The organism is Streptomyces sp. NPDC059452, from assembly GCF_042750035.1.
Taxonomy (GTDB): Bacteria; Actinomycetota; Actinomycetes; order Streptomycetales; family Streptomycetaceae; genus Streptomyces.
Map to the genome: position 1 here is coordinate 1 of NZ_JBHYVE010000034.1, position 26,419 is coordinate 26,419.

20 protein-coding genes and 2 riboswitches are annotated in these 26,419 nt (G+C 72.5%); of the genes, 12 read left to right on the forward strand and 8 right to left on the reverse strand.

What is annotated here, in order from left to right; all coding sequences use genetic code 11:
• Positions 1 to 180: 180 nt before the first annotated feature.
• Positions 181 to 2,505, reverse strand: a complete 2,325-nt coding sequence (gene metE, locus ACFW9Z_RS31445; RefSeq protein ID WP_384646063.1) for a 5-methyltetrahydropteroyltriglutamate--homocysteine S-methyltransferase — start codon at positions 2,503 to 2,505, stop codon at positions 181 to 183.
• 160 nt (positions 2,506 to 2,665) lie between these two features.
• Positions 2,666 to 2,881, reverse strand: a riboswitch (cobalamin riboswitch).
• Between the two features lie 252 nt (positions 2,882 to 3,133).
• Here metE and ACFW9Z_RS31450 point away from each other — a divergent pair.
• Positions 3,134 to 3,331, forward strand: a complete 198-nt coding sequence (locus ACFW9Z_RS31450; protein WP_018514785.1) for a hypothetical protein — start codon at positions 3,134 to 3,136, stop codon at positions 3,329 to 3,331.
• A 182-nt stretch (positions 3,332 to 3,513) separates the two neighbouring features.
• Here ACFW9Z_RS31450 and cobF read toward each other — a convergent pair whose 3' ends face one another.
• On the reverse strand, positions 3,514 to 4,320 hold the full coding sequence (cobF, locus tag ACFW9Z_RS31455; RefSeq protein WP_384646065.1) for a precorrin-6A synthase (deacetylating): 807 nt from the start codon (positions 4,318 to 4,320) through the stop codon (positions 3,514 to 3,516).
• A gap of 140 nt (positions 4,321 to 4,460) precedes the next feature.
• A riboswitch (cobalamin riboswitch) is annotated at positions 4,461 to 4,640 on the forward strand.
• A gap of 225 nt (positions 4,641 to 4,865) precedes the next feature.
• Here cobF and ACFW9Z_RS31460 point away from each other — a divergent pair.
• The 5 genes from ACFW9Z_RS31460 to ACFW9Z_RS31480 are packed head-to-tail and all read left to right on the forward strand — an operon-like array spanning position 4,866 to position 10,324.
• Complete coding sequence (locus ACFW9Z_RS31460; RefSeq protein ID WP_384646067.1) at positions 4,866 to 6,368, forward strand: CoA-acylating methylmalonate-semialdehyde dehydrogenase; 1,503 nt, start codon at positions 4,866 to 4,868, stop codon at positions 6,366 to 6,368.
• Positions 6,369 to 6,373: 5 nt separating this feature from the next.
• Complete coding sequence (locus ACFW9Z_RS31465) at positions 6,374 to 7,519, forward strand: acyl-CoA dehydrogenase family protein (protein WP_384646069.1); 1,146 nt, start codon at positions 6,374 to 6,376, stop codon at positions 7,517 to 7,519.
• Entirely contained in the window at positions 7,516 to 8,583 is a 1,068-nt protein-coding gene (locus ACFW9Z_RS31470) for an enoyl-CoA hydratase/isomerase family protein (protein WP_384646071.1), read from the forward strand. Before ACFW9Z_RS31465 ends, ACFW9Z_RS31470 begins: the two co-directional genes overlap by 4 nt.
• Positions 8,580 to 9,518 (forward strand): 3-hydroxyisobutyrate dehydrogenase, encoded by a 939-nt coding sequence (mmsB, locus tag ACFW9Z_RS31475; protein ID WP_384646074.1) that lies wholly within the window; start codon positions 8,580 to 8,582, stop codon positions 9,516 to 9,518. Before ACFW9Z_RS31470 ends, mmsB begins: the two co-directional genes overlap by 4 nt.
• Positions 9,515 to 10,324 (forward strand): enoyl-CoA hydratase, encoded by an 810-nt coding sequence (locus ACFW9Z_RS31480; protein ID WP_384646076.1) that lies wholly within the window; start codon positions 9,515 to 9,517, stop codon positions 10,322 to 10,324. Before mmsB ends, ACFW9Z_RS31480 begins: the two co-directional genes overlap by 4 nt.
• On the opposite strand, the gene ACFW9Z_RS31485 is transcribed toward ACFW9Z_RS31480, so the two are convergent.
• Positions 10,311 to 11,774 (reverse strand): short-chain fatty acyl-CoA regulator family protein, encoded by a 1,464-nt coding sequence (locus ACFW9Z_RS31485; RefSeq protein ID WP_384646078.1) that lies wholly within the window; start codon positions 11,772 to 11,774, stop codon positions 10,311 to 10,313. The genes ACFW9Z_RS31480 and ACFW9Z_RS31485 overlap by 14 nt on opposite strands.
• Positions 11,775 to 12,028: 254 nt before the next feature.
• Between ACFW9Z_RS31485 and ACFW9Z_RS31490 the strand changes: the two genes are divergently transcribed.
• The 3 genes from ACFW9Z_RS31490 to ACFW9Z_RS31500 all read left to right on the forward strand — a co-directional run bounded on the left by ACFW9Z_RS31490 (position 12,029) and on the right by ACFW9Z_RS31500 (position 15,726).
• Complete coding sequence (locus ACFW9Z_RS31490; protein ID WP_384646080.1) at positions 12,029 to 13,549, forward strand: MmgE/PrpD family protein; 1,521 nt, start codon at positions 12,029 to 12,031, stop codon at positions 13,547 to 13,549.
• The gene (gene prpB, locus ACFW9Z_RS31495) at positions 13,549 to 14,454 is read left to right on the forward strand and encodes a methylisocitrate lyase (protein ID WP_384646082.1); all 906 of its coding nucleotides are present in this window, start codon (positions 13,549 to 13,551) and stop codon (positions 14,452 to 14,454) included. Before ACFW9Z_RS31490 ends, prpB begins: the two co-directional genes overlap by 1 nt.
• A 105-nt stretch (positions 14,455 to 14,559) precedes the next feature.
• Positions 14,560 to 15,726 (forward strand): bifunctional 2-methylcitrate synthase/citrate synthase, encoded by a 1,167-nt coding sequence (locus ACFW9Z_RS31500; protein ID WP_384646084.1) that lies wholly within the window; start codon positions 14,560 to 14,562, stop codon positions 15,724 to 15,726.
• Positions 15,727 to 15,825: 99 nt separating this feature from the next.
• Here the strand turns inward: ACFW9Z_RS31500 and ACFW9Z_RS31505 are convergent, their stop codons facing one another.
• The gene (locus ACFW9Z_RS31505) at positions 15,826 to 16,710 is read right to left on the reverse strand and encodes a TIGR04222 domain-containing membrane protein (RefSeq protein ID WP_384646086.1); all 885 of its coding nucleotides are present in this window, start codon (positions 16,708 to 16,710) and stop codon (positions 15,826 to 15,828) included.
• Between the two features lie 244 nt (positions 16,711 to 16,954).
• Between ACFW9Z_RS31505 and ACFW9Z_RS31510 the strand changes: the two genes are divergently transcribed.
• Together ACFW9Z_RS31510 and ACFW9Z_RS31515 are read left to right on the forward strand one after the other, a co-directional pair.
• Positions 16,955 to 18,019, forward strand: coding sequence for a biotin/lipoate A/B protein ligase family protein (locus ACFW9Z_RS31510; protein WP_384646088.1), 1,065 nt, complete (start codon positions 16,955 to 16,957; stop codon positions 18,017 to 18,019).
• 47 nt (positions 18,020 to 18,066) lie between these two features.
• Positions 18,067 to 18,960: an oxygenase MpaB family protein gene (locus ACFW9Z_RS31515; RefSeq protein WP_384646091.1), complete on the forward strand. Its 894-nt coding sequence runs from the start codon at positions 18,067 to 18,069 to the stop codon at positions 18,958 to 18,960.
• A 24-nt stretch (positions 18,961 to 18,984) separates the two neighbouring features.
• On the opposite strand, the gene ACFW9Z_RS31520 is transcribed toward ACFW9Z_RS31515, so the two are convergent.
• From ACFW9Z_RS31520 to ACFW9Z_RS31535, 4 genes are all read right to left on the reverse strand, one after another.
• Complete coding sequence (locus ACFW9Z_RS31520) at positions 18,985 to 19,644, reverse strand: fasciclin domain-containing protein (RefSeq protein WP_384646093.1); 660 nt, start codon at positions 19,642 to 19,644, stop codon at positions 18,985 to 18,987.
• A gap of 70 nt (positions 19,645 to 19,714) precedes the next feature.
• The gene (locus tag ACFW9Z_RS31525) at positions 19,715 to 21,364 is read right to left on the reverse strand and encodes a molybdopterin-dependent oxidoreductase (RefSeq protein ID WP_384646095.1); all 1,650 of its coding nucleotides are present in this window, start codon (positions 21,362 to 21,364) and stop codon (positions 19,715 to 19,717) included.
• Between the two features lie 174 nt (positions 21,365 to 21,538).
• Positions 21,539 to 23,758, reverse strand: a complete 2,220-nt coding sequence (locus tag ACFW9Z_RS31530) for an NADP-dependent isocitrate dehydrogenase (RefSeq protein ID WP_384646098.1) — start codon at positions 23,756 to 23,758, stop codon at positions 21,539 to 21,541.
• Between the two features lie 129 nt (positions 23,759 to 23,887).
• Positions 23,888 to 25,351: an amidase gene (locus tag ACFW9Z_RS31535; RefSeq protein WP_384646100.1), complete on the reverse strand. Its 1,464-nt coding sequence runs from the start codon at positions 25,349 to 25,351 to the stop codon at positions 23,888 to 23,890.
• Between the two features lie 288 nt (positions 25,352 to 25,639).
• Between ACFW9Z_RS31535 and ACFW9Z_RS31540 the strand changes: the two genes are divergently transcribed.
• Positions 25,640 to 26,401 carry a hypothetical protein gene (locus ACFW9Z_RS31540; protein WP_384646102.1) on the forward strand — a complete coding sequence of 254 codons (762 nt, stop codon included), beginning with the start codon at positions 25,640 to 25,642 and terminating at the stop codon, positions 26,399 to 26,401.
• The last annotated feature ends 18 nt before the right edge of the window (positions 26,402 to 26,419 follow it).

Genomic DNA, 26,419 nt, shown 5'->3' on the forward strand with positions numbered 1-26,419 from the left:
GTTTTCGTTGTTTCGCAAAAACTACCCCCGCGGTGGGGCAATAACCCACCCCGTTCCCCCGGGCCCCTCCCCCCGCCCCCCCCACCCGCCCCCCCCCCGCCGGGTGGGGGGGCCAGGCCGGTTCTCAGGACGTATGCCCCGGTGCGGGAGCGGCGGTGGCCGCTCCCGCACCGGGTCGGATCACGCCGCTTCGGTGGGCAGCTCCGCGCGGATCTCCCGCGCGGCGGCGACCAGGTTCTCCAGGGAGGCCCGGGTCTCGGGCCACCCCCGGGTCTTCAGGCCGCAGTCGGGGTTCACCCACAGGCGCTCGGCCGGGATGGCCTCAAGTCCCTTGCGGAGGAGGGCCGCTGCCTCTTCGGTGCTCGGGATGCGCGGGGAGTGGATGTCGTAGACGCCGGGTCCGGCCTCACGGGGGTAGCCGTGGGCGGCCAGTTCGCGGGCGACCTGCATGTGCGAGCGGGCCGCCTCCAGGCTGATGACGTCGGCGTCGAGGTCGTCGATGGCCTGGACGATGTCGCCGAACTCCGCGTAGCACATGTGGGTGTGGATCTGGGTGTCCGGCCGCACCCCGGAGGTGGCGAGGCGGAAGGACTCCGTCGCCCACTCCAGGTACGCGGCGTGCTCGTCGGCCCGCAGCGGCAGCGTCTCACGCAGTGCGGGCTCGTCGACCTGGATCACCGAAGTGCCGCTCGCCTCCAGGTCGTCGACCTCGTCGCGCAGGGCGAGTGCCACCTGGCGGGCGGTCTCGCCGAGCGGCTGGTCGTCGCGGACGAAGGACCAGGCGAGCATGGTGACCGGGCCGGTGAGCATGCCCTTGACGGGGCGCTCGGTGAGCGACTGCGCGTACGTCGTCCACCGCACCGTCATCGGCTCGGGGCGCGAGATGTCCCCGGCCAGGACCGGCGGCCGGACGTAGCGGGTGCCGTACGACTGCACCCAGCCGTGCTGGGTGGCGAGGTAGCCGGTGAGCTGCTCGGCGAAGTACTGCACCATGTCGTTGCGTTCGGGCTCGCCGTGCACCAGGACGTCCAGCCCGGCCTTCTCCTGGAAGGAGAGGACCTCGCGGATCTCGTCCTTGATCCGCTCCTCGTACCCGTCCTCGTCGATCCGGCCCGCGCGCAGATCGGCGCGGGCGGTGCGGAGTTCGGTGGTCTGGGGGAACGAGCCGATCGTGGTGGTCGGCAGCAGCGGCAGCCCGAGGTGGGTGCGCTGGGCGACGGTCCGCTCCGCGTACGGCTGGGAGCGGCGGCCGTCGGCGTCGGTGATGGCCGCCGTACGGGCCCGGACGGCCGGGTCGCGGGTGATGACGGCGTCGGTACGGGAGGCCAGGTCGGCCCGGTTGGCGGCGAGTTCGGCGGCGATGGCCTCGGTGCCGCCGGACAGGCCGCGGGCCAGGACGACGATCTCCTGGATCTTCTGCTGGGCGAAGGCGAGCCAGCGGGCGATCTGCGGGTCGATGTCACGCTCGGCCCGGGCGTCCAGCGGGACGTGCAGCAGGGAGCTGGAGGCGGAGACGTCGACCCGGTCCGCGAGGCCGAGGAGGGTGCCGAGGGTGGCGAGCGACTTCTCGTAGTCGTTGATCCAGATGTTGCGGCCGTTGACGACGCCCGCGACCAGCCGCTTGCCGGGCAGTCCGCCCGCCGCCGCGAGGTCGGCGAGGTTGGCTGCGCCCGACTCGGTGAAGTCCAGCGCGAGCCCCTCGACCGGGGACTTGGCCAGCACCGGCAGGGCCTCGCCGAGCCGTCCGAAATAGGAGGCGACCAGCAGCTTGGAGCGGTCGGTGAGGGAGCCGAGCTCGCGGTAGGCGCGGGCGGCGGCGTTCAGCTCGGCCGGGGTGCGGTCCTGGACGAGGGCGGGCTCGTCCAGCTGCACCCACTCGGCGCCCGCGGCCCGGAGGTCGGCAAGGACCTCGGCGTACACGGGCAGGAGCCGGTCCAGCAGGGTCAGCGGCTCGAAGTCGGCGGCCACCCCGGGCGCAGCCTTGGCGAGCAGGAGGTAGGTGACGGGTCCGACGAGGACCGGGCGCGGGGTGTGCCCGAGCGCGAGGGCCTCCTTCAACTCGGCGACCTGCTTGGCGGAGTCGGCGGTGAACACCGTGTCCGGGCCCAGCTCGGGCACCAGGTAGTGGTAGTTGGTGTCGAACCACTTGGTCATTTCGAGCGGGGCCACGTCCTGCGTACCGCGGGCCATGGCGAAGTAGCCGTCGAGGGCGTCGGTGCGGACGGCCTCGCGGTGCCGCTCGGGGACAGCGCCGACCATGACACTGGTGTCCAGAACGTGGTCGTAGTACGAGAAATCACCGGTCGGCACTTCGTGGACTCCGGCCTCGGCGAGCTGCTGCCAGGTTCCCCTGCGCAGTTCGGCGGCGGTCTGCCGGAGGGTGTCCGCGTCCACGCGGCCCTTCCAGTAGCCCTCGATGGCCTTCTTCAGTTCACGGTTCTGACCCTGGCGGGGGTAGCCGTACACGGTGGCCCGTGCTGCCGCGGCTGCGGGCTTCGCTGTCACGTGACTCTCCTTCGCGAGCATGGATCCAGCTGATCCCGGGACGGGACGCGGACGCGAAGGGGTGACGAATCGGGCGGAAAGCCGACACGTTGACCGTGTCCGTCCACCCGACGGTTACGCCGACCCGCCCACGAGGTCACCGGGAACTCCGCACACGAACGGTCGCGTGCGGGCAACGGGCAGGTCTTCGGACTCGCGGGCACGCCTGCCGGGGCAGACACCTACTGGCCGTCGCTTCCCAGGCCCGGCCGGGCCCAGTGCGTATGACGGCGGTCGTTCCCACTCACCGCTGCGGGGCAGTCCCGGATTCCCACCGGGTTCCCTCTTACGACACCCTGCCTGGCGGACAGGGCGAACCAGCTGCACCGGTCACCCTAAGGGGGCGACCGCCGGGCGCACACCGTTGTTCACACTTCGGACGGTGATATGAGACACGACCTCCGAACGGGTGACGCGGGTTCCGCTCCTCTTCGCCGGTTCGCTGACTTGCGGTCAGTTCGTGCGGGCATGGTGACCCAGATGTAACCGAATGGCGTAGGCGAGCCGGAACCACAGAGCGTCACAGGCCGTTCTTCTTGCCAATACCCGGCCGCCGACCCGCGGCGGCGACGAATGAGGGAAGCGCCATATGAAGAAGACAGTCGGGTGGGCCCAGGACGGCGACGACTGGACGATCACCGTGAACGGCACCCTGTACCGGGCCGTCGAGCGGCCCACCGATGGGCGCGTGCACAACTATCTGGTGCGGGGCAACGACCTCACCGCCGAGTGCCCGAGCCTCGGGCACGGGCTCGGCGTGATCAGGGCGCACGAGTCCCGGAGCTGACCTCCGGCCGGGTCCGACGACGAGGTGCGGCGGCCGCCCGCGCCTCGCCCGGCCCGCCACTCCTTGTCCGGGCCCCCGCTCACGGGCCGGGGCCCATCAGCGGCCGACGCCGCCCGCGCCTCCGGGGTGCCCGGCCGGGCAGGCCGCAAGCGCCGCCCGCGCCGCCTGAGGCGTAGGCGCCCTCAGGCCCCCGCGCCGCCCGGCGTCCCCGGGCCCTGGCGCAGCAGGTACGTGTCCATGATCCAGCCGTGCCGTTCGCGGGCCTCGGCGCGCACCCGGCTGATCCGCCCGGCGACCTCGTCGAGCGGTCCGGAGACCAGGAGTTCGTCCGGGGTGCCGATGTAGGCGCCCCAGTAGATCCACAGGCCCCGGCCCGTCAGATGGGTGAAGGTCTCGTGGCCGTCGAGCATCACGACGATGTCGCCGTCGTCGTCCGGGAACCCCTCGGCGAGCCGTCTGCCGGGGGTGATGTGGATGGGGCGGCCGACCTGGTTCAGGGAGGTGCGGTGGCGGGCGGCGAGCGCCGAGACGCTGCTGATGCCGGGGATCACCTCATGGCCGAATTCCACCGTCCCCCGGTCCCGGATGTCCTCCAGGATCGCGAGGGTGCTGTCGTACAGGGACGGGTCGCCCCACACCAGGAACGCCCCGCACTCCCCCGGCGCCAGCTCCTCGATGATCAGGCGTTCGCAGATGTCGGCGCGGCGGTGGCGCCAGTCGTGCACCGCCGTCGTGTAGCGCCCGCGGTCGTCCTGGGTGCGGTCCCGCCAGGGGTCCTCGGCCTCCACGACCCGGTAGGGGCCGGTGAGGTGCTCGGCCAGGATGTCCCGCCGCAGCCGGGTCAGGGAGTCCTTCTCCCGGCCCTTGCCGAGTACGAAGAAGACCTGCGCCCTGCGCATGGCCTTGATCGCGGCGAGGGTCAGATGGTCGGGGTCACCGGCACCCATGCCGATGACGAGGATGTGGCGTGGTGGTGGCGCGTCGCTCATGTCGGCCGATCATGCCAGGGGCGGGCGCCCGATCGGGCCAGGGGGCGGGGCGGGCGAGCGCGCCCGGGGCGAGGCGGGGTGGACTTACTAGGACGTCCAACTATATGTTCGTGAGCAGAGGGGTGACCGGCCTGGAGCCGGGCACCTCAAAGGCCCGTGGTGTCAGGGAAGCCGGTGCGATTCCGGCGCGGTCCCGCCACTGTGACCGGGGAGTCCGTCCTCGCAGGACACGCCACCGACGGTGAAGGCGCCGTCGGGAAGGCATGAGGGCGCGCGCTGATCCGGGAGTCAGGATACCGGCCGCGGGATGTTCCGTGTTTCCACGAGGATGGAGCAGACACGCATGGCACCGGTCCGCACCCACGGCCCCGCAGGCCCGTTCCGGCGAGCGGTTCCCCCCGCCCCCTGACGGCCCCCGCCCTCCGCGTCCCCCTCGGCGGCAGCCCTTCCGCGCCTCCGCGCACCCGACCGGTGCGTGGGCCGGTGGCAGCCGTGCGCCATCCCCGGATCTCTCCTGACGATCTCACCGACGAGAGCAGGCTTCCATGGTCCGCGAACTCACCCACTTCATCGGCGGCAAGCACACGCCCGGCACCTCGGGCACGTACGGCGATGTCTACGACCCCAACACCGGACAGGTCCAGGCCCGGGTGCCGCTGGCCGGCCGGTCCGAGACCGAGGCGGCCATCGCCGACGCGGCCGAGGCGCAGCTCGAATGGGGCGAGTGGAACCCGCAGCGCCGCGCCCGGGTGCTGCTGCGCTTCCTCCAGCTGGTCGAGAAGGAGAAGGACGCCCTGGCCCGGCTGCTCTCCTCCGAGCACGGCAAGACCGTCGCCGACGCGCACGGCGACATCGCGCGCGGGCTGGACGTGGTGGAGTTCGCCGCGGGTGTCCCGCATCTGCTGAAGGGTGAGTTCAGCGACAACGCGGGCTCCGGGATCGACGTGCACTCGCTGCGCCGGCCGCTCGGCGTGGTCGCGGGCATCACCCCGTTCAACTTCCCGGCGATGATCCCGCTCTGGAAGGCCGCGCCCGCTCTGGCCTGCGGTAACGCCTTCATCCTGAAGCCGTCCGAGCGGGACCCGTCGGTGCCGCTGCGGCTGGCCGAACTCTTCCTGGAGGCCGGTCTTCCGCCGGGGGTCCTGAACGTCGTCAACGGCGGCAAGGAGGCCGTGGACACCCTGCTGGAGGACCCCCGCGTCAAGGCGCTCGGCTTCGTCGGCTCGACGCCGATCGCCGCGCACATCTACGCCACGGCCGCCGCCCACGGCAAGCGGGCGCAGTGTTTCGGCGGGGCCAAGAACCACATGATCGTGATGCCGGACGCCGATCTGGACCAGGCCGTGGACGCGCTGATCGGCGCCGGTTACGGATCAGCGGGCGAGCGGTGCATGGCGATCTCGGTGGCCGTCCCGGTCGGTGAGGAGACCGCCGACGCGCTGGTGGCCAAGCTCACCGAGCGGATCGCCGAGCTGCGGATCGGCCGCTCGGACGACCCGGACGCCGACTTCGGGCCGCTGGTGGGCCGGGACGCGGTCGACCGGGTGCGCGGCTATGTCGACCTCGGGGTGGAGGAGGGCGCCGAACTGGTCGTGGACGGGCGGGACTTCACCCTGGAGGGGCACGAGGAGGGGTTCTTCGCGGGCGCCTCGCTCTTCGACCGGGTCACCCCCACCATGCGGATCTACCAGGAGGAGATCTTCGGGCCGGTGGTCTCCGTGGTGCGTGCGGCGGACTACGAGGAGGCCCTGCGGCTGCCCTCGGAGCACCCGTACGGCAACGGCGTCGCCCTCTTCACCCGGGACGGCGACACCGCCCGCGACTTCACCCGGCGGGTCGACACGGGCATGGTCGGCGTCAACGTGCCGATCCCCGTTCCGGTGGCGTACCACACGTTCGGCGGCTGGAAGCGGTCCGGTTTCGGGGACCTGAACCAGCACGGGCCGGACGCCATCCGCTTCTACACCCGTACCAAAACCGTCACTTCGCGCTGGCCCGCCTCGGGGATCCGGGACGGCGCGAGCTTCACGATTCCGACCATGGGGTGAACGCCATGACCACCCTGCTCACCGACGACCAGCTCGCGGTCGTCGAGACGACACTCGACTTCGCCCAGGAGCACCTGGCCCCGCACGCCGTGGCCTGGGACCAGGACAAGCACTTCCCCGTCGACGTCCTGCGCAAGGCGGCGGGGCTCGGCCTCGGAGGTGTGTACGTACGGGAGGATCTGGGCGGCTCCGGGCTATCCCGCTCCGACGGGGTCCTCGTCTTCGAGGCCCTGGCCACCGGCTGCCCCTCGGTCGCGGGCTACCTCTCGATCCACAACATGGTGGCCTGGATGGTCGACCGGTACGGCACCGAGGCCCAGCGCGGCCGGTATCTGCCGGAGCTCTGCACCATGGAGCAGTTGGGCAGTTACTGCCTGACCGAGCCGGGCGCGGGCTCCGACGCCGCCGCGCTGCGCACCCGCGCGGTGCGCGACGGCGACCACTACGTGCTGACGGGGACGAAGCAGTTCATCTCCGGGGCGGGCTCCACGCACCTCTACATCGTGCTGGCCCGGACCGGCGAGGACGGGCCCGGCGGGATCTCCGCGTTCCTCGTCAAACGGGACGACCCGGGGCTCTCGTTCGGGGCCAACGAGAAGAAGATGGGGTGGAACGCGCAGCCCACCCGGCAGGTCGTGCTGGACGGGGTGCGCATCCCGGCCGACCGGCTGCTGGGAGCGGAGGGCGAGGGCTTCCGGATCGCGATGAACGGCCTCAACGGCGGCCGACTCGGTATCGCGGCCTGCTCGTTGGGCGGTGCGCAGAGCGCGCTGGACCGCTCGCTCGCCCATCTCGCGGACCGGGAGGCGTTCGGCTCGCGACTGCTGGACGCGCAGGCGCTCCAGTTCCGGCTGGCCGACATGGCGACCGAGCTGGCCGCCGCCCGGGCGCTGGTGCGGCAGGCCGCCGATGCGCTGGACCGGAAGGTGGGCGGGGCACCGGAGTTGTGCGCGATGGCCAAGCGCTTCGCCACCGACACCGGCTACTCGGTCGCCGACCGGGCGCTCCAACTGCACGGCGGCTACGGCTATCTGGCCGAGTACGGCATCGAGAAGATCGTCCGGGACCTGCGGGTCCACCAGATCCTGGAAGGGACCAACGAGATCATGCGCGTCATTGTGGCCCGGAGCCTGACGGGAGCCCTGCGATGACCGAGGAGCTCGTACGGGTGCGCGTCGAAGGGCGTACGGGGGTGGTGACCCTGAACCGGCCCAAGGCCCTCAACGCCCTGACCCACGCGATGGTGGAGACGATCGCGGCGGCTCTGGACCGGTGGCAGCACGACCCGGAGGTGACGACGGTCGTCATCACCGGGGCCGGGGAGCGCGGCCTGTGCGCGGGCGGGGACATCCGGTCCATCTACGAGGACGCCCGCGCGGGCGGCAGGGCCTCGGCCGCGTTCTGGCGCGACGAGTACCGGCTGAACGCCCGGATCGCCCGCTATCCGAAGCCGTACGTGGCCATCATGGACGGCATCGTGATGGGCGGCGGGGTCGGCGTCTCGGCGCACGGCAGCGTCCGGATCGTCACCGAACGGTCCAAGGTGGCCATGCCGGAGACCGGGATCGGCTTCGTGCCGGACGTCGGCGGTACCTATCTGCTGGCGCTGGCCCCCGGTGAGCTGGGCACCCATCTCGCCCTGACGGGCGCGGTCGTGGGGGCGCGGGACGCGCTGCTGTGCGGGCTCGCCGACCACTTCGTACCGGCGGACGAGCTGCCCGCGTTCCTCGCCGGGCTGCGGACGGAACCGCCCGCCCCGGTCCTCCAGCGCCATGTCCAGGAGGCGCCTCCCGGCACCCTGGAGGCCAACCGGGCCTGGATCGACCACTGTTACGGCGCCGACACGGTCGAGGAGATCGTGGAGCGGCTGCTCGCCTCGGACGCCCCTGCGGCCGGTGAGGCGGCGAAAACGATCCTGGGCCGCTCGCCCCTCGCACTGAAGGTCACCCTCGCCTCACTGCGGCGGGCCCGCGAACTCGGCCCGCTGGAACGGGTGCTGGAGCAGGAGTACCGCGTCTCGTACGCGGCCCTGGCCTCCGCCGATCTGGTGGAGGGCATCCGGGCCCAGGTGATCGACAAGGACCGGACGCCCCAGTGGTCGCCCGGCACGCTCGTGGAGGTCACGGACGCGGACGTGGCCCGGTACTTCGCTCCGACCGGCGACGAGGGGCTCTCCCTCGCCGCAGCCGACTCACCGCAGGAGGTGCCCTGGTGACCACCACCACGACCGTCGCGTTCATCGGCCTCGGCCACATGGGCGGCCCGATGGCCGCCAACCTCGTTCGCGCCGGACACCGGGTCCTCGGCCACGATCTGGTGGAGAGCTGTCTGGCGACCGCCGTGGAGAGCGGGGTCGAGCGGGCGAAGTCCGCCGCCGACGCCGCGTCGGTGGCCGATGTGGTGATCACCATGCTGCCCGCCGGACGCCATGTCCTCTCCCTGTACGGGCCGGAGGGGCTGCTCGAAGCCGCCCGCCCCGGCACCCTGTTCGTCGACTGCTCCACCATCGACGTGGCCGACTCCCGGGCCGCCCACGCGGCGGCGGCAGCGGCCGGTCACCGCTCGCTGGACGCCCCGGTGTCCGGCGGGGTGGTGGGGGCCGAGGCGGGGACGCTCACCTTCATGGCCGGGGGCGAGGAGGCCGCGTTCGCCGAGGCCGAGCCGCTGCTCTCCGTGATGGGGAAGAAGGCCGTGCACTGCGGTGCGGGCGGCGCCGGGCAGGCGGCCAAGATCTGCAACAACATGATCCTCGGCGTCTCGATGATCGCCGTCAGCGAGGCGTTCGTCCTCGCGCAGAGCCTCGGCCTCTCCGACCAGGCGCTGTACGACGTGGCGTCGGCGGCCTCCGGCCAGTGCTGGGCGCTCACCGTCAACTGCCCCGTCCCCGGGCCGGTCCCGACGAGCCCGGCGAACCGCGACTACCGCCCCGGCTTCGCCGCCCCCCTGATGGCGAAGGACCTCGGACTGGCCGCCAACGCCCTGCGCGCGGGCGGCATCGACGCCGAACTGGGGCTGCGGGCAGCCGAGTTGTACGCCCGTTTCGCCGAAGGCGCCGGGGCGGACCAGGACTTCTCCGGCATCGTCCAGGCCATCCGGGCCGCCTCTTCGAGCACCACCGCCGCACCCCAGAAGGGCAGCACCCCCGCATGAGCGAGCACAGCGACAAGGCGTCCACCCCGGGCCCGTACGGGACCATCCTGGTCGAGCGCCGGGGCCGTACCGCCCTGCTCACCCTGAACCGCCCCAAAGCGCTCAACGCGCTGAGCCTGGAGGTCATGCGGGAGACGGTCGAGGCCACCGAGGCGCTGGACCGCGACCCGGAGATCGGCTGCATCGTCATCACCGGCAGCGGGGAGAAGGCATTCGCGGCGGGGGCGGACATCAAGGAGATGCAGCCGCAGAGCTACATGGACATGTACCTCAGCGACTGGTTCACCGCCTGGGACCGGCTCGGCCAGCTCCGTACGCCCACGATCGCCGCCGTACGGGGCTACGCCCTGGGTGGCGGCTGCGAGTTGGCGATGCTCTGCGATCTGGTGATCGCCTCGGAGTCGGCCGTCTTCGGGCAGCCGGAGATCCGGCTCGGGGTGATCCCGGGCATCGGCGGCTCCCAGCGGCTGACCCGGGCGGTCGGCAAGGCCAAGGCGATGGACCTCTGTCTCACCGGCCGGAACATGGACGTCCAGGAGGCGGAACGGGCCGGGCTGGTGTCCAGGATCGTCCCGGACGCGGATCTCCTGGCGGAGGCGCTCAAGGCCGCGGACACGATCGCCGGTATGTCGGCGCCCGTCGCGATGATGGCGAAGGAGGCGGTGAACCGGGCCTTTGAGACCACCCTCGCCGAGGGCGTCCGCTTCGAACGCCGCCTGTTCCACGCGGTGTTCGCGACGGCCGACCAGAAGGAGGGCATGAAGGCGTTCACCGAGAAGCGGCCTGCGGAGTTCATCCACCGCTGATCTCCGTGGGCGGTTCGGAACGGCCGTCGGCCTCCACCGGGTACGGCACATGGGTGCGCCGGTCGGGGTCGACGGCCAGCCGGCCCCCGGCCGGGGGCCGGGCCCGCTGGGCGCAGTCCTGCCGCTCGCAGATGCGGCAGCCCAGCCCGATGGGGGTGGCCGAGCGGGGGTCGTCCAGGGCCAGGCCCTCGGCGTACACCAGGCGGTGGGCGTGGCGGAGTTCGCAGCCGAGGGCCACGGCGAAGTCGGCCCGGGGCGCCCGGTGGCCGAACCCGCCGCGCGTCACGGTCCGGGCCACCCAGAAGTACCTTTTGCCGTCGGGCATTTCGGCGACCTGGGTGAGGATGCGGCCGGGCGCGGAGAACGCCTCGTACACCGTCCAGAGCGGGCAGGTGCCGCCGAGCCGGGAGAAGTGGAAGTCGCTGGCGGACTGGCGCTTGGAGATGTTGCCCGCCCGGTCGACGCGGAGGAACGAGAACGGCACCCCCCGGTCGCCGGTCCGCTGGAGGGTGCTCAGCCGGTGGCAGACGGTCTCGAAGCCGACGCCGAAGCGGGCCTGGAGCAGCTCGATGTCGTACCGCAGCTCCTCGGCGGCGCGGTGGAAGGCGGTGTACGGCATGAGCAGCGCACCGGCGAAGTAGTTGGCGAGGCCGATCCGGGCGAGCCCCGCCGCCTGTTCGGAGGCGAGTTCGCCGCCCGCGACGAGGGTGTCGAGCAGCGATCCGTGGTCCAGCAGGGCGAGTTGGGTGGCGAGCTGGAAGGCGCGCTGGGCCTCGCTGAGCCAGGGCGAGAGCAGGAGGAGGCCGCTGTCGGGGTCGAACCGGCGGGCGTCGGCGGCCCGTTCGGGGCCGGTGGTGACGACGGTGATGCCGTGGCGGGCGGCGAGGCGGTCCTTGAGGGCGTCGGCGGTACGGCCCGCCGAGCCGGTGCCGAGGGCGGTCGCGGTGCGTTCGGCGACGGCGTCGAGGGCGCCGAAGTGGTTGTGGTGGGCGTAGAAGAAGTCCCTTACCTCGTCGTGGGGTTCGGCCGTCAGCAGGGACTCGCCGTCCTGCGCCGGGGCGAGCGCGACGACCCGTTCGGCGGCGTCCCGGTAGCGGTGGTGCAGGGCGACCAGGGCGCGCGCCACCTCCGGGTGGTCCCGGGCCACGTCGGCGGCCTCCTCCAGCGGGACCGGGGACCCGCACGCCTCGTCGCCGAGGGCGGCGCGGAGGTCGGTGGCGAGGCGTTCCTCGTCGGCCTCGGAGAAGAACTCCGGGTCGACACCGAAGACCTCGGCGATCCGCAGCAGCACGGGGGCGGTCAGCGGGCGGCGGCTGTGCTCGATCTGGTTGAGGTAGCTGGTGGAGAGGCCGAGCGAGCGGGCCAGCTCGACCTGGTTCATCCCGCGCTCGCGGCGCAGCCGCCGCAGCTTGGCATGGGCGTAGATCTTGCGTCCGGCAGGCCGTCCCATGGCGCGCGACTCCTCTCCCCCGCCCCTGCCTCCGCTCTGAGGCTTTCTGCGAAACTAGCATCCGCATCTTTCGCAACATTCGCAGATTCGCAGCTCAGGGCTGTACGGATTGTGCACAGTGGACCGGTCGCATCGGGCGCCGGAGCGGGGAAGGCTCCTCTCGTACGGCACAGCGGAGAACCCGCGCAGCCCGTACCGCACAGCGGGAAACCGCACAGCCGAGAACCGCGCCACCGACGTCCGCGAGGAGCCCCGTGATCGACCACCACGTCCGCGTCCACCCCAGCGCCGACCGGCTGCCCCGTGAGGAGCAGCTCGCCTGGAAACTGGCGGCCGTCGCCACCGGCACCCAGGACGCCCCCGGCCTCGACCCGCAGGCGGCCGCGATGGCCGTCAACCGGGTCGTCGACAACGCCTCCGTCGCCGTGGCATCGCTGCTGCGCCGGCCGGTCGCGGTCGCCCGCAGCCAGGCGCTGGCCCACCGCGCCGCCCCGGGTGCGGCCGTCTTCGGCGCGGCCCCCGGTGTACGGGTCTCCCCCGAGTGGGCGGCCTGGGCGAACGGCACGGCCGTACGGGAGCTGGACTTCCACGACACGTTCCTGGCCGCGGACTATTCGCACCCCGGGGACAACATCCCGCCGCTGCTCGCCGTGGCCCAGCACACCGGGCGGAGTGGCGCGGAGCTGCTGCGCGGGATCGTCGCCGCGTACGAGATCCATGTGGCGCTGGTCCGGGCCATCTGCCTGCACGAGCACCGCATCGACCATGTGGCCCACCTGAGCGCCGCCACCGCGTGCGGGCTCGGCGCGCTGCTGGGGCTGGACACGCCGACCACGTACCAGGCAGTCCAGCAGGCGGTGCACACGACGACGGCGACCCGGCAGTCCCGCAAGGGCGAGATCTCCAGCTGGAAGGCGTTCGCCCCGGCGTTCGCGGGCAAGGCGGCGATCGAGGCGGTGGACCGGGCGATGCGCGGCGAGGGGTCGCCGTCGCCGGTCTACGAGGGCGAGGACGGGTTCCTCGCGCGGATGCTGGACGGCCCGGACGCGGCGTACACGGTGGGGCTGCCTGAGCCGGGCGAGGCGCGGCGCGCGATCCTGGACACGTACACGAAGGAGCACTCCGCCGAGTACCAGGCGCAGGCGGTCATCGACCTGGCGCGGCGGCTGCGGGAGCGGACGGGCCCGACGGAGGAGATCCGGTCGATCGTGCTGCACACCAGCCACCACACGCACCAGGTGATCGGTTCCGGTTCGGGAGACCCGCAGAAGTACGACCCGGAGGCGAGCCGGGAGACGCTGGACCACTCGGTGCCGTACATCTTCGCGGTGGCGCTGGAGGACGGGGTCTGGCACCACGAGCGGTCCTACGCCCCCGAGCGGGCGCAGCGGCCGGGGACGGTCGAGCTGTGGCAGCGGATCTCCACGGTGGAGGACCCGGAGTGGACCCGGCGCTACCACGACCCGGACCCGGAGCGGCGGGCCTTCGGCGGGCGGGCGGTGGTGACCCTGGTGGACGGCACGGTGATCGAGGACGAGCTCGCGGTGGCCGACGCGCACCCGGCGGGGGCCCGCCCCTTCGACCGTACGGGGTATGTGGCGAAGTTCCGCACACTGGCGGAGGGCGTCGTGGCCGCCGGGGACCAGGACCGTTTCCTGGCGGCGGCCGAGGGGCTCGCGGAGCTGCCTGCGGACGGGCTGGACGCGCTGTTCCCGGTCGTGGACACGGAGGCGGTCGCCGCCTTCGACGCGGGGCTCCCGAAGGGGCTGTTCTGATGCTGCACACCCGCACCACCCCCGCCGATCGCCGCCGCGCGTTCCGCGAACAGCTCGCTTCCGGGCGGCTGTTGCGGATGCCGGGTGCGGTCAACCCGTACTCGGCGCGGCTGATCCAGGAGGCCGGGTTCGAGTCGGTGTATCTGTCGGGGGCGGTCCTGGCCGCCGAACTGGCCCTCCCCGACCTCGGGTTGACGTCGTCGACCGAGATCGCCGCGCGGGCCCAGCAAATCGCGCGGGTCACGGATCTGCCCGCGCTGATCGACGCGGACACCGGGTTCGGGGAGCCCATGAACGCGGCGCGCACCGTGCAGTTGATGGAGGACGCGGGGCTCGCGGGGCTGCATCTGGAGGACCAGGTCAACCCCAAGCGGTGCGGCCATCTGGACGGCAAGACGCTCGTGGGGCGCGCGGAGATGGCCCGCAAGGTGCGGGCCGCCGTCGACGCCCGCCGCGATCCGGAGTTCCTGCTGATGGCCCGCACGGACGCCCGGGGCCCCGAGGGGCTGGCGGCGGCGATCGACCGCGCGAAGGCGTACGTGGACGCGGGCGCCGATGCCGTGTTTCCCGAAGCGCTCGCGGACGAGGGCGAGTTCGAGGCGTTCCGGGCCGCCGTCGACGTACCTCTGCTGGCCAATATGACCGAGTTCGGCAAGGGCCCGCTGCTGGACACGACGACGTTGGAGAACCTCGGCTACAACATCGCCCTGTATCCGGTGACCTTCTTCCGCCTCGCCATGGGCGCGGTGGAGGACGGGCTGCGCACGCTGGCGGCCGACGGCACCCAGCGGGCCCTGCTCCCCCGGATGCAGACCCGCTCGCGGCTGTACGAAGTGCTCGGTTACGAGGAGTACGGCACGTTCGACTCGGCGGTCTTCGACTTCACGCTGCCGCCGGGCGCCTGAGCCGCCGCCCGGAGAACCCTGAGCCGCCCGGCCGGCCACCGGCCCGGCCGGGCGGCACCCCACCCCGCACGCCATCCCTCCCTTCCGTATGCCCGGAGGTTCACCATGTCCGCACCCGCACCCACCGCCACCACCACCCCCGAGATCCACCGCGGTCTCGCCGGGGTCGCCGTCGACACCACCGCCATCTCCACCGTCATCCAGGAGACCAACTCCCTGACCTACCGGGGCTATCCGGTCCAGGACCTGGCCGCCCGCTGCTCCTTCGAGGAGGTCGCGTACCTGCTCTGGTACGGCGAGCTGCCCGACGCGGCCGAGCTGAGCTCGTTCGAGGCGCGCGAGCGGGCGCTGCGGCCGCTGGACCGCACCACCGCCGAGCTGCTGGCCCGGCTGCCCGAGACCTGCCACCCGATGGACGTGCTGCGGACGGCGGTGAGCTTCTTCGGCTCCGAGGACCCCACCGAGGAGGACGGCAGCTCCGCCGCCCACCACGCCAAGTCCCTTGCCCTGCTGGCCAGGTTGCCGGTCGTGGTCGCCGCCGACCACCGCAGGCGGCACGGGCTCGCCCCGATCCCGCCGGACCCGACGCTCGGCTACGCGGAGAACTTCTTCCACATGTGCTTCGGGAGCGTGCCGGACCCCGAGGTGGTGCGCTGCTTCGAGGTCTCGCTGATCCTCTACGACGAACACAGCTTCAACGCCTCGACGTTCACCGCCCGGGTCGTCACCTCCACCCTCTCCGACCTCTACAGCGCGGTGACGGCGGCGATCGGGGCGCTGAAGGGGCCGCTGCACGGCGGGGCCAACGAGGCCGTGATGCACATGCTCAACGAGATCGGCGATCCGGACCGGGCCGAGGAGTGGCTGGACGAGGCGCTGGCGGCCAAGCGGAAGATCATGGGCTTCGGCCACCGGGTCTACCGGCACGGCGACTCCCGCGTACCGATCATGCAGGAGACCACCGACCGGCTGGTGGCGCGGGCGGGCGATCCGGAGGTGACCCGGCTGGCCACGCTGCACGCCGCGCTCCGCCACGCCATGATCGGCCGCAAGGGCATCCACCCCAACCTGGACTACCCCGCCGGGCTCGCGTACCACCTGATGGGGTTCGACATCGCGGCCTTCACGCCGATCTTCGTGATGAGCCGGATCACCGGGTGGACGGCCCACATCAGCGAGCAGCTGGAACACAACGTGCTGATCCGCCCGCTCGGCGTCTACAACGGTCCCGACCAGCGCACGGTGCCCGCGCACCCACCCCAGGCCGGCTGACGGCGGTCCGGTCAGTCGGGCTGCCGGTCGGCCTGTCAGTCGGACAGTCGGCCGGTCAGTCAGTCAGTCGGTCGGTCGGCTGGTCAGCCGGTCAGCCGGTCAGTCGCCGCCCGAACCGCATCCGCCACCGCCGCCGTCGTCGCCACCGCCGCCCCACGAACCGCCGCCGGACCCCGACGAGCCGGTGCTCCGGGGCGCCCGCCGGATCGGTGGGGGCGGGACGAGCTTCGGATAGCGGCGGTGGAGCACGGATGTCCCGTGCAGGGCGATGCTCCGTGCGAAGGCGTCGGCGTCGTCGGTGTTCCGCGCCGGATGCTGCTCGGCGGCCTCCCTGACCAGCCGCCCCGAGGTCCTGATCGACGGCGGGGTGAACGACACGGCCATGACCGCGGCGACCGTCGTGGCGAGGACCAGCGGGATCGGATTGCCGCGCCCGGCCGTGAACGCCGCGACGATCCCTACCCCCGTCAGAAGGGTGAGCGGGAGCAGCCCTCTCCGGAACCGGGCCCGCGCGGGGGGTCCGTCGAGCAAGCCGTCCCGGTGCAGTGCGTCGCGGATCTGTGCCAGCTCCGCCTGGACAGAACGTGTCCCGGCCAGCGAGCGGATCGACTGCGGCGGCTCGGCGTACAACCGCCCGCGACGGGCCTGCCGGTGCGCCCGTGCCTCGGCCATGACCGCACGGTCCAGCGGCTTCAGCAGCCTGTCGGGGATCGGCTCGCGAGCAACGATGGCACCGCCCCTGATGATGATGTCGTTGACGGTGATGCCCCCCTCGCCGGCCTGGAGCTCCTCGCACATGAGCAGTCGGCCCACACTGGCCGCCACCGCCCCGGTTGCCCGCTCCCGCAGATAGCCCAGCTCGTAGGCATCGAGTTCACGCTCGGGAACGGGCGGGTTCGCCACGGCGGCCCGGACCCGCCACGCCGTCCATCCCGCCCCTACCACTGCGACGCAGTACGCACCGAAGACAAGCCAAGGGACCATACGTAAGAGGAGGGCCGGGACGGACCGTTCGGTTCCCGGGACCGGCAGCCTGCCCGGCTGATCACAGGGAGCCGAGGCGGCGGGCACGAGCCGTCCGGGAACGAGTCCTACCGGGAGTCCAGGCACGATCCCCACCGGGAGTCCGGGGATGATCCCCACCGCGATGCGCGTTGTATCCGGTTGTGTCCGGCCCGTCCGTCGAGCCGGGCCCTCGCAACGGACATCAGGAGCTGGAGGCGGCGCTGTGCACGGTGAGTACAAGGTTCCCGGCGGCAAGCTGGTCGTGGTGGATCTGGACGTGGAGGGCGGGGCGCTGCGGAACGTCCGGGTCGCCGGGGACTTCTTCCTCGAACCCGACGAGGCGATCCTCGCGATCGACGCGGCGCTGGAGGGCGCCCCGGCCACCACCGACACGGCCGGGCTCGCGGCCCGGATCGAGGCGGCGCTGCCCGGCTCCACGGTGATGCTGGGGCTGAGCGCGGAGGGCGTCGCCACCGCCGTACGCCGGGCGCTGGCGCAGGCCACAGAGTGGAGCGACTACGACTGGCAGCTCATCCACGAGGCCCCTCAGTCGCCCGCGCTGCACATGGCGCTGGACGAGGTGATCACCGCCGAGGTCGCGGCGGGGCTGCGGCCGCCGACGCTGCGGGTCTGGGAGTGGGACTCCCCCGCCGTGATCATCGGCAGCTTCCAGTCGCTGCGCAACGAGGTCGACCCGGCGGGGGTGGAGCGGCACGGCGTGAACGTCGTACGCCGGATCTCCGGCGGCGGCGCGATGTTCGCGGAGCCCAGCTCCACGATCACGTACTCGCTGGCCGTCCCGCAGGCGCTGGTGTCCGGGCTCTCCTTCGCCGACAGCTACGCCTATCTGGACGACTGGGTTCTCGAAGCCCTCGCGGACATGGGCATCAAGGCCTGGTACCAGCCGCTCAACGACATCGCCACCGAGGTCGGCAAGATCGCCGGGGCGGCGCAGAAGCGGGTGGTGGGGCCGGACGGGGGCCCGGGGGCGGTGCTGCACCACGTGACCATGGCGTACGACATCGACGCCGACAAGATGCTGGAGGTTCTGCGCATCGGCAAGGAGAAGATGTCGGACAAGGGCACCCGGTCGGCGAAGAAGCGCGTGGATCCGCTGCGGCGGCAGACCGGGCTGGCCCGGCAGGCCGTGATCGAGCGGATGATCGACTCCTTCCGCAAGCGCCACGGTCTGACCAGGGGCAGCGTGACCGACGCCGAGCTGTCGCGCGCCGAGGAGCTCGTACGGACGAAGTTCGCCACGCCGGAGTGGACGGCCCGGGTGCCGTAGGGCCTCCTCCACGGGCCCGCTCCCCACAGGCCCGCATACTGGAAGGCATGGACAGAGCACAGCCAGGCTCCGGGATACGGGAACGGCTCGGCCGGGGCCTGTTCGCCCGGGTGGCGGGTCCCTCGGGGCCGGAGAACCGGGCCCGGATCCACGGCACCCCCGGCCCCCGCTGGTTCGGCCCGGACCGGCCGGTGCGGCGGGTGCACGGGGACGCGTCCATGTTCATCGGCGGGCTGCGCGCCCTGCTCCTCCAGTCGCTGCACCCCCTCGCGATGGCCGCCGTCGCGGGCCACTCGGGGTTCCGGGGCGACCCGTGGGGGCGGCTCCAGCGGACCAGCACGTTCCTGGCGGTGACCACGTTCGGGACGGCCGAGCACGCGCAGGAGGCGGTGGACCGCGTACGGTCCGTGCACGAGCGGGTGCGGGGGTTCGCGCCCTCCGGTGAGCCGTACCACGCGGCCGATCCGCACCTGCTGTGCTGGGTGCACATCGCCGAGGTGGACAGCTTCCTCCGCGCCCATCAGCGGTACGGGGCACGGCCGTTGGACGGTGCCGGGTGCGACGGGTACATCGACGACATGGCGACCGTGGCCCACGCCCTCGGTGTCCCCGACCCGCCGCACGACCGTGCGGAGCTCGCCGAACGCATCGCCGCCTACCGCCCGGAGCTGCGCGCCACCCAGGAGGCCCTGGACGCGGCCCGCTTCATCCTGCTGCGCCCGCCCCTGCCCTGGGCGGCCCGTCCCCCGTACGCCGTACTCGCCGCCAACGCCGTGGCAGCGCTGCCGCCGTGGGCCCGGGAGCCGCTGCGGCTGCCCCGGGTGCCGGGGGTCGAGGAGGTCTGCGTACGCCCTGCGGGGAAGGCCCTGACCCGGACCATCCGGTGGGCGATGACCCCGCCGCCCGCACCCGGGACGGGGCGGGGCGGGGCGGGGGCCTGAGCCGCAACGGGGCCGGGTGACCGGTTACTTGGGCATCAGCACCGTGTCGATGATGTAGACGGTGGCGTTGGCGGTCGGAACGTTGCCACAGACCACGTCGGCCGTGTCGTTGACCTTGTACGACTCACCGGAGCCCGCGGTGGTCAGCGTGCTCTTCTCCAGCGTCTCGAAGGTGCCGCTCTCCAACTGCTGCGGGGTGAGCTTCTCGCCCACGACGTGGTAGGTGAGGATCTTCGTCAGCATGGCCTTGTCGTTGAGGACCGCGTCCAGATCGGCCTTCGGGATCTTGGCGAAGGCGTCGTTGGTCGGCGCGAACACCGTGATGTTCTCCGCGCTGTTGAGGGTGTCGACGAGACCGGCCTTCTGCACGGCGGTGACCAGCGTGGAGAGCTCCGGGTTGTTGGAGGCGGCGGTGGCGACCGGGTCCTTGGCCATGCCGTCGAAGCTGCCCGCCCCGTCCTTGGGGACGGTGGCACAGGCGGGGCCGAAGGGCTGACCGGTCGTGGCGTCGTCACCGGCGGCCGGCTTCGACTCCTCGGGAGTCGACCCGGCGGCGGAGGAGCTGTCGGACGCCTGGTCCGAGCCGGAGTCCGAGCCGGAGTCCGAGCAGGCGGTCAGCGTGAGGGGCAGCATCACGGCGGCGACGACGGCGACGGCCGCACGGCGGTGGCGAAGGGCGTTCATGGGGTTCTCCTGGATCGTTGGTGGAGGAAACGGGATGAAGTGGTGCTACGGATAGGTCTGTTGGGGGAGGTCAGTCGACGGTGACCACGACCGAGTGCCAGCCGCTGGCCCCGTCCGGGACGGTCTTGGTGCGCTTCTCGGTCTGCACCTCGCCCGTGCCGTCGGTGGCGCGGACGGTGAGGGTGTGGCCGCCGGGGGTGGCCTTCCAGGGGTAGGACCACTGACGCCAGGTGTCGACGGTGTCCTGCTCGGCCAGTTGGGCCGGGCGCCACGGGCCGTCGTCGACGCGGATCTCGACCTTGTCGATGCCCCGGTGCTGGGCCCAGGCCACTCCGGCGACCATGACCGTGCCGGACCCGGGCCGCCCGAAGGGCTTGGGGGTGTCGATCCGGGACTGGGTCTTGATGGGGGCCCTGCGGGCCCACTTGCGCTTCACCCAGTACGCGTCGTAGGCGTCGAAGGTGGTGAGCTCGATGTCCTCGATCCACTTGCAGGCCGAGACGTACCCGTACAGGCCCGGGACGAGCATGCGGACGGGGAATCCGTGGACGAAGGGGAGCGGTTCGCCGTTCATGCCGACGGCGAGCATGGCGTCCCGGCCGTCCATGACGTCCTCGACGGGGGTGCCGAGCGTCATGCCGTCCACCGAGCGGGCGATGATCTGGTCCGCCTTTCCACCCCGGGACGGCGGCTTGACGCCCGCCTCCTTGAGCAGATCGGCCAGGCGTACGCCGATCCACCGGGCATGGCCGATATAGGGGCCGCCGACCTCGTTGGAGACGCAGCAGAGGGTGATCTCGCGTTCGATCAGGGGGCGGTCCAGCAGGTCCTGATAGGTGAGCTCCAGGTCCCGGCGTACGCCCCTGCCGTGGATGCGCAGCCGCCAGGTGGTGGCGTCGACCTTGGGGATCACCAGGGCGGTGTCCACCCGGTAGAACGTGTCGTTGGGGGTGGTGAACGGGGGGAGGCCGGGTACCCGCAGCTGTGCCCCGGCCGGGATCGGCCGCGCGGGCGAGGCCGGGGCGGGGAGCGTCGCGGCGTTGCGGGAGGCTACGGCGTCCTGGGCACTGCGGCCGTTCAGGGCCCGGCCGACCGCTCCCGCCACTGTGGAGGCGGCGGCAGCGGCGGTGGCGGCGATCAGGAAGCCCCGCCGGTCCCAGCCGCCCCCGTCGTGCGCCTCCTGTTCCTTCCCCGAGGCCTGTTCCTTCCCTGAGGCCTGTTCCTTCCCCGGGGTCTGTTCCTCCCCCGCGATCCGGCGCGGGCGGGTGAGCCTGCCGACGAGGACGTACAGGAGGAACGCCCCGGCGACCGCGCCGACCAGCGAAGGGAGCCCGTCGGCCGCCCCGGTGGAGTCCGGGCGGCTCACGGCCGCGGCCGCGCCGACCACGCCGAAGGCCAGGACGGCGGCGGAGCCCGTACGGCGGTGGCGCAGCGCCAGCACGCCGACGGCGAGGGCGAAGAGGGCGAGAGTGGTGACGATGCCGAGTTGCAGGACGAGCTTGTCGTTCTCGCCGAAGGTCCGGATCGCGAAGTCCTTCACCCCGGCGGGGGTCCGGTCGATGGCGGCCCCGCCGACCGCGGTCACGGGGCTCGACTCGGGCCTGACGGCGGCCGAGACGAGTTCGGCGACGGTCAGGGCGGCGAATCCCGCCAGCAGTCCGCTCAGGGCGGCGAGCGTTCCGCGGGTCAGGGCTGTCCGGGTGATCCTCACGGTCGTCATTCGGAGCCGTGGGGCGGGCGGATTGGTCGTTCACCCGATCACGTGAAACCCAGGGATCCGCCTGCGGTGGGTGCGTGTACCGGCGTACGGACAGAACGCGAACCGCCCCGGCGGGCGCGGGGCCTGCCGGGGCGGAACGGTGGACGGGGGGAGGGTGCCCGCCCTCACATCAGGTCAGGCGAGGCTCGCGATCGCCTTGTTGAACGTGGCGGACGGGCGCATGATCGCGGCGGCCTTGGCCGGGTCGGGCTGGTAGTAGCCGCCGATCTCGGCCGGGGAGCCCTGCACCGCGATCAGCTCGGCGATGATGGTCTCCTCCTGCTCGGCCAGCGTCTTGGCGAGCGGCGCGAACGCCTCGGCGAGCTTGGTGTCGTCGGTCTGCTGGGCCAGCTCCTGGGCCCAGTAGAGGGCCAGGTAGAAGTGGCTGCCGCGGTTGTCGATGCCGCCGAGGCGGCGGCTCGGGGACTTGTCCTCGTTGAGGAACGTGCCGGTCGCCCGGTCCAGGGTGTCGGCGAGGACCTGGGCCCGCGCGTTGTCCGTGGTGGTGGCCAGGTGCTCGAAGCTGACCGCGAGGGCCAGGAACTCGCCCAGGCTGTCCCAGCGCAGGTAGTTCTCCTTGACGAGCTGCTGGACGTGCTTGGGGGCCGAGCCGCCCGCGCCGGTCTCGAAGAGGCCGCCGCCGTTCATCAGCGGGACGACGGAGAGCATCTTGGCGCTGGTGCCGAGCTCCAGGATCGGGAAGAGGTCGGTGAGGTAGTCACGGAGCACGTTGCCGGTGACGGAGATGGTGTCCTCGCCGCGGCGGATGCGCTCCAGGGAGAAGGCGGTGGCCTCCTCCGGGGTCTTGACGGAGATGTCCAGGCCGTCGGTGTCGTGGTCGGCGAGGTACGTGGTGACCTTGGCGATCAGGTTGGCGTCGTGGGCGCGGCCCTCGTCCAGCCAGAAGACGGCCGGGTTGCCGGTGGCGCGGGCGCGGGTGACGGCGAGCTTGACCCAGTCCTGGATCGGGGCGTCCTTGGTCTGGCACATCCGGAAGATGTCACCGGCGCCGACGGCCTGCTCCAGCACGACAGCGCCGTTCGTGTCGACGACGCGGACGGTGCCGGTGGCGGGGATCTCGAAGGTCTTGTCGTGGCTGCCGTACTCCTCGGCCTTCTGCGCCATCAGACCGACGTTGGGCACCGAGCCCATGGTGGCGGGGTCGAAGGCGCCGTTGGCGCGGCAGTCGTCGATGACGACCTGGTAGACACCGGCGTAGCTGCTGTCCGGGAGGACGGCGATGGTGTCGGCCTCGTTGCCGTCCGGGCCCCACATGTGGCCCGAGGTGCGGATCATGGCCGGCATGGAGGCGTCGACGATGACGTCGCTGGGGACGTGCAGGTTGGTGATGCCCTTGTCGGAGTCGACCATCGCGAGGGCGGGGCCCTCGGCGAGCTCGGCCTCGAAGGACGCCTGGATCTCGGCGCCCACCGGCAGCGAGTCCAGGCCCTTGAGGATGCCGCCCAGGCCGTCGTTGGGGGTGAGACCGGCGGCGGCGAGCTGGTCGCCGTACTTGGCGAAGGTGTTCGGGAAGAAGGCGCGGACCGCGTGGCCGAAGATGATCGGGTCGGAGACCTTCATCATGGTGGCCTTGAGGTGCACGGAGAACAGCACGCCCTCGGCCTTGGCGCGGGCGACCTGCGCGGTGAAGAACTCGCGCAGCGCGGCGACGCGCATGACGGCCGCGTCGACGACCTCGCCCTTGAGTACGGGTACGGACTCGCGGAGCACGGTGGTGGTGCCGTCGTCGCCGTGCAGCTCGATCCGGAGCGAGCCGTCCTCGGCGATGACCGCGGACTTCTCGGTGGAGCGGAAGTCGTCGACGCCCATGGTGGCGACGTTCGTCTTCGAGTCGGCCGTCCAGGCGCCCATGCGGTGCGGGTGGGCCTTGGCGTAGTTCTTGACGGACGCGGGGGCGCGGCGGTCGGAGTTGCCCTCGCGCAGCACCGGGTTCACGGCGCTGCCCTTGACCTTGTCGTAACGGGCGCGGACGTCCTTGTCGGCGTCGGTCTGCGGGTCGTCCGGGTAGTCCGGGAGCGCGTAGCCCTGCTCCTGGAGTTCGGCGATGGCCGCCTTGAGCTGCGGGATGGACGCCGAGATGTTCGGCAGCTTGATGATGTTCGCGCCGGGCGTCCTGGCCAGCTCGCCGAGCTCGGCGAGTGCGTCATCGATACGCTGCTCGGCCTTGAGGTGCTCCGGGAAACCGGCGATGATCCGTCCCGCGAGGGAGATGTCACGGCGCTCCACCGTGACGCCTGCGGTCGAGGCGTAGGCCTCGATCACGGGCAGGAGGGAATAGGTCGCCAGGGCAGGGGCCTCGTCGGTGTGCGTATAGATGATGGTCGAGTCAGTCACCGGGTGCTCCGCTCCACGTCTGCAACATTGCTTGACATCAAGATATCTCGTTGCCGCCCGTGGCTCCACAAGGCCCCCGCACGGCTTCACGGTCCGTACGGGTTCCGGTGAGCGTCACTTCACTCCGGGTTACGGGGCCGGGGGCCGGTGCTCGTACCAGCGCAGGTCGTCCTCCAGCTGGGCGGCCAGCGCGATCAGCCGTTCCTCGCCGCGGGAGGGGCCGAGGAGCTGGGCGCCGACGGGGAGGCCGGAGCGGGTGAGCCCGGCCGGGACGCTGATGCCGGGCCAGCCGAGGACGTTCCACGGCCAGGCGTAGGGGCAGGCGGCCGCCATCGTGACGTCGGTGCGCCACGCGCCGAGGTGGTCGAAGGTGCCGATACGGGGCGGGGGTGCGGCGGTCGTCGGGGTGAGGAGGACGTCGTACGTGTCGAAGAGGGCGCCGATCCGGCGGTGCTGCCGTACCTCGCGGGCGCGGGCGGCCCGCACCACCCGGCCGCCGAGCCGCGTCCCGGTCCGCAGGGCGCTGCGGGTGCGCGGGTCGAGGAGGGCCGGTTCGGGGTGGCGGGCGGCGAACTCGGCGATGCCGGTGGTGGCGCGGGGGACGAAGGCGAGGCCGATCAGCCCGTACCGGGGGCGGGCCTCCTCCACGTGGTGGCCGAGCCGGGCCAGGGTCTCGGCGAGCGCGGCGACGGCCCGGCGCACCTCGGGGTCCGGTCCGGTGCCGGTGAGGGTGAGCGGGGGCCGCCAGGCGAGGGCGATACGGAGGCGGCCCGGGTCGCGGCGGGCGGCCTCGGAGGCGCGGACGGCGGGCGGGCGGTGGAGGTCGTCGGGGTGCGCTCCGGCGGCCGCGTCCAGCAGGAGCGCGGCGTCGGCGACCGTACGGGCGAGGGGGCCGTTGACGGTGAGGCCCTGGAAGGCGTCGTGGTGCGGGTGGACGGAGACCCGGCCGCGCTGGGGCTTGATGCCGACGAGGTGGGTCCAGGCGGCGGGGATGCGGACGGACCCGGCGCCGTCGGAGCCGAGGGCGGCGGGGACGAGCCCGGCGGCGACGGCGGCGGCCGATCCGCCGGAGGAGCCGCCGGGGGTGTGGTCGGTGTTCCAGGGGTTGCGGGTGGCACCGAAGGCGGGCCCTTCGGTGAACGGCCACTGGCCCAGTTCGCAGGAGTTGGTCTTGCCGACGACGATGGCCCCGGCGGCGCGCAGCCTGCGGACGGCCTCGCTGTCGGTGGTGGCCGGGGGCCGTTCGCCGTCGCAGCCGAAGTGGGTGGGCAGGCCCGCCACGTCGGTGTCGTCCTTGACGGCGACCGGGACGCCGAGGAGCGGCAGCCGCTCCCCCGCGGCCAGCCTGCGGTCGGCGTCGGCGGCCTCTGCGAGGGCGGCCTCGGCCCGCAGATGGCGGAAGGCGTTGAGGGTGGTCCGGCTCGCCTCGATCCGGGCGAGGGCGTCGGCGACAAGTTCGGTGGAGGTGGTGGTGGAGTCCGCGAGCCAGCGCGCGCTCTCCTCCAGGCCGGGCATGGGCGCCGGGGGCGGGGTGGGCCCGGGGTGCGGCCGCAGGGCCGGTCCGGTCTGCTCGGTGGGCTCCGCTGAGGACATGGGCGTGCCGCCTCCCTCGTGGCCGTGGGACCGGCCGGTCGTCCCGGCCACCGCCCACAGGTACTTACTGGAGGGTAACGAGGAGTGCGGGGCCGCTCAAGCGTTCCGGTGAAGCGGGTGACCGGCGGCGGGTTCCGCGGCTTTCCGTGACCGGCAGACCGCCCCTCCGTGACCCTCCGTAGGCGTACGGGCGCCGCCCACTCCCCCGGCGTACGCTCGGAGGAACGGACGGCAGGTCCGGAGCGCGGGCCCGGAACAGGCCCGTACGGCCCTGACGGAGGAGGCGACGTGAGCGGACACCGTTGGGCCGCACGGGCGGCCGCCGGGGCGGCGGCGATCGCCCTCACCGTGACGGGCGGCGCGGTCGCCCAGGCGGACGACGACATCGCCTCGCTCAGCGCCGAGCAGATCGCGGACCGCTCGCGCGAGGCCCTGCTCGGGGTCTCCTCCCTGCACCTGAGCGCGCGGGGAAGCCTCGGCGGCAGCGGCGACCGGATGAGCATCGACCTGACGCTCGACCGGGAGGGCAACTGCGTGGGCGGGGTCGACACGGGCGAGGACGGCTCCGTGGAGATCGTGAAGCGCGCCGACGACGTCTGGCTGAAGCCGGACAAGGCGTTCTGGGAGACCCATGTACCGATCGGCGGCTCCACCTTCGACGCGATCCTCGACGGCCGCTACATGAAGGCGAAGGCCGACGACCCCCGGCTGCTGACGGTGACCGAGGTCTGCGATCTCGACACCTTCCGCGAGCTGATCGAGGACAACGCCGACGCCCCCGGCCGGGGCACGCTGGCCAAGGGCGAGGAGACCGAGGTGAACGGCGCTCCCGTCATCCCGGTGGTCCGCACCCAGGGCGACGAGCGGCTGACGGTGTACGTGGCCACCGAGGGCGAGCCCTACCCGGTGCGGATCACGGCGGACGGACCGGACGAGAAGGGGACGGTGAGCTTCTCCGGCTTCGACCGGCCGGTGCCGGCCGAGACTCCGTCGGCGGACGAGACGGTGGATGTGACGGCTCTGCTGGGGCGTAGCGTCAAGCCGGTGTGACGGCGTCACAGGAGTACA